Genomic DNA, 2,906 nt, shown 5'->3' with positions numbered 1-2,906 from the left:
GAGAATCATCACGAACCTCTGCTGCCAGTTCATACAGGCTAAGTTGTGCGCCTTCTATGAGATAGCAGCGAAATCAGTTCGGGCTAAACACGTACTTAATTTCTACTGAGAAACACCATATGCCAGTTCAGGAACCGAGTAATCAAGGCCAAATAAAACTGTCCTCTATCCCACCATCCGGTATGAGCGTTCCCTCACCGTCGTGATTTTCCAAATCTCCCTCCTCCAACCATGGGTTAACCTCTTCAAGCGTTGCCGGCGAAATAAGGTCCGTTTCCGAAGCAATACGTTCCTTTTTTAGAGCCACCTTCTCGGTCACGGCAAACGTCTGTACGGGTGAGATCCAACCCCATAATGCACCAGAAGTGTTCAAAACCACGAGTAGCGGTGTAAGCGGAAGGGCAAGCAACGTTATCCGTTCGTGGTTGATGTAAACGACGACGCCAACGAACGTGACGACAAACAGGATCGAAAAGGCGGCAATCGATCCCAAGAAGTACGTCGCTGATTGCGGGACGTACTGGGGAAATAGGAACAAAAACAGCGAAATAACCGGAATAACTGGTGATAGCGCCCATGCGATCATCCGGAAAGAGAGAAACGTGCGGTATCGGCGTGGGAGGATGTCAGCCGAGTGTTGTGTCCCGGAGAACCACCGACGCCGCTGTCGAAACATTCCGCGTAACGTTGGCGGTGCTTGATTTCGGAACTTTAGGTTGAGAACGCGGAAATCAACGTTTCGACGCTCAACCGCACGCCAGACGAAATTTGTATCTTCGGTGATCGTCTTGACGTCCCACGTGATTTCGTCCTCTAATGATTTCCGAATGGCGATACCACCACCCCATGCATACAGCGGATACTTAAACCGACTGAATGCTCGCTGCTCGTATTGGTATCCGATTCGGAACGTCTCAGAGAGGTATGCGATCCACGATCCGGTAAAAATCGGCATTTCGGTGATCTGAATGATATCTGCATCCGGGAGGCCAGTAAACTGCTGGACGATAGTGTCCTCATCAAGATATAGTATAAACTCCTGTGTACACGGAACGTTTTGACGCGCCCATTCAAGCGCACGGCCCTTATGAGTCGCGTTACACTCAAACTCGGTGGGAACGACGTGTACCGTTGCCCCCTCGATCTGGATATCGCGTTCGGCAATAACCCTGATATCACTGACACCCTCCGGAATCGAATCGACTGTCGCTTGGACGACATTTTCGGCCCCTATGGTTAAAATACGAACTTGGACATCCTCATGCCCATACACCACCTCGTCGCTGGAGACTGTCTGTCCCCGTGCGAGGACACCCACCTCAAACAACCAGAACAGCACTGACGCGGAATACAGAATAAAAATAGCCCATAGAATAACGAGTATAATCGATGTTATAGAGAACATACTAAGCATGAATGTTCATTCTTTTGAGAACTATTAAATGTCGTGAATCCGGTCATGATAAGCCCAACAAATCTCAGCAGAATGGAACAGGTTGAACAAGGGGATCGTGCTGAATCCATCCTCTGTATCTTGCACACGTTTTCTGACACGATGTGAACAGGTTTGTGCGCTACTCGATATGTGAGTCCCCTGTACTGACCGATCCGGTCTGATCGAACCCGAGGATAACTCTGTACAAGACTTGCGCCCTACATCTTGCACATCCGACTCAATCTAACTAGATACTGTTAGATAGCCCGTGCGAGATACAGAGGCTGTATGCAGCACGGGTGGTTCGTTGGTTCCGACCAATCAGTGCTGAATCAGCTGGTCGCTGAAGAGTGCGCATTAACCGCCAAGAACTCAACAATCACGTACCATTTTGTACTTGCGTGACAAGTTCTCTGAAATGGCGAGCGGGAGTTCAACCCCACTTTGTCCCAAGTGTTTTATTCACCATTCAAATAACATATGCGCATGATAGGGGACGTGACAAGAAGAGATGCTGCCCTCTCTCTCGTCGTAGCAGCAATCAGCACCCTCTTGGTTAATGTACTAATTGGGTTTGAGTCAGTTCCGCATTTATTGGGATTCTCGTTCCTCATGGGTATAATGACATTATTCAGAAAAAACGATGGCGGCCTTATTTTCGTTGCCGGGGCACTTGTTATTGTCTCACTGTTTATTATTGAAGCAAACGTAGTTATCAGTGGATTTGCTGTAGCCATCTTGCTTGTGCTATTGGTCATCAAAGTACGGCCATCGATGTATGGTCATGCAGTAATCGGGTTAGGTATAGTGTGTCTCATGATCGCCCCTATTATTCTCTTCGGGTGGGCAAACTTTCCTATTGGTAGTCTCACGACTATTTTGGGCGTTGCTTCTGTTGGTCGCGGGTTACAGGTGCTCAGACGAAACGACAACATAGTACGTGAAACATCACAGCAAAACACGGACTAAAAGGGTATACTAACCAATATCTGTCGAAGGGCGTGCTGTCTGCCTGATCTATACTGACCGATCACTACTCCTCGGTATCAAATTCAGCCCGTGCTGCATTCGCGCTCTGTATTCAGCAGAACGCTGAGAACATATCACCGGTTGAGGATTTCAACAGAGTCATTAATCTACAAACCTGCTACCCACCAGTTTTCAGCGGAAACCAGATTGTAATCTCGGTACCGCGTGGCTCACGCTCATCGACGTGGATCTTCCCTCCAGAATGGTTTACTGTCCAGTAGACCAGCCACAATCCCAGTCCGCTACCGTGTGAGAGTGTCTCGATAGCCCCTCCCGATTCGAGGACATCTCTGTCAAATTCTGGGACACCCGGGCCGTTGTCCCGCACGCTAAGAGTGCCCCACGACCCCTCGACAGCGAGGTTGACACGCACATGGGGGTTTTCGCTGTCGTTGTGGATCACAGCGTTGGTCAACAGCTCTTCAATTGCGGCAGTAATCGA

The 2,906-nt window shown here is 49.1% G+C and carries 3 protein-coding genes; 1 reads left to right on the top strand and 2 read right to left on the bottom strand.

What is annotated here, in order from left to right; all coding sequences use genetic code 11:
- Nucleotides 1–142: 142 nt before the first annotated feature.
- A complete protein-coding gene (locus J2751_RS15365) occupies nucleotides 143–1,414 on the bottom strand; it encodes a glycosyltransferase family 2 protein (RefSeq protein WP_209487324.1) in 1,272 nt (423 codons plus the stop codon).
- Nucleotides 1,415–1,921: 507 nt separating this feature from the next.
- Between J2751_RS15365 and J2751_RS15360 the strand changes: the two genes are divergently transcribed.
- Entirely contained in the window at nucleotides 1,922–2,404 is a 483-nt protein-coding gene (locus J2751_RS15360; protein WP_209487322.1) for a hypothetical protein, read from the top strand.
- Nucleotides 2,405–2,582: 178 nt separating this feature from the next.
- Here J2751_RS15360 and J2751_RS15355 read toward each other — a convergent pair.
- Nucleotides 2,583–2,906, bottom strand: a 324-nt coding sequence (locus J2751_RS15355) for an ATP-binding protein (RefSeq protein ID WP_209487320.1), incomplete at its 5' end; no start/stop codon positions are given.

It is taken from the genome of Halorubrum alkaliphilum (assembly GCF_017873815.1).
Taxonomy (GTDB): Archaea; Halobacteriota; Halobacteria; order Halobacteriales; family Haloferacaceae; genus Halorubrum; species Halorubrum alkaliphilum.
The sequence above is the reverse complement of the archived record's forward strand: the minus strand, read 5'-3'. Positions and strand labels throughout refer to the sequence as shown.

Bases quoted from the DNA above. Each gene is read 5' to 3' on its own strand.
- J2751_RS15365 (WP_209487324.1), bottom strand. From the start codon at position 1,414: ATGCTTAGTATGTTCTCTATAACATCGATTATACTCGTTATTCTATGG.
- J2751_RS15360 (WP_209487322.1), top strand. From the start codon at position 1,922: ATGATAGGGGACGTGACAAGAAGAGATGCTGCCCTCTCTCTCGTCGTA.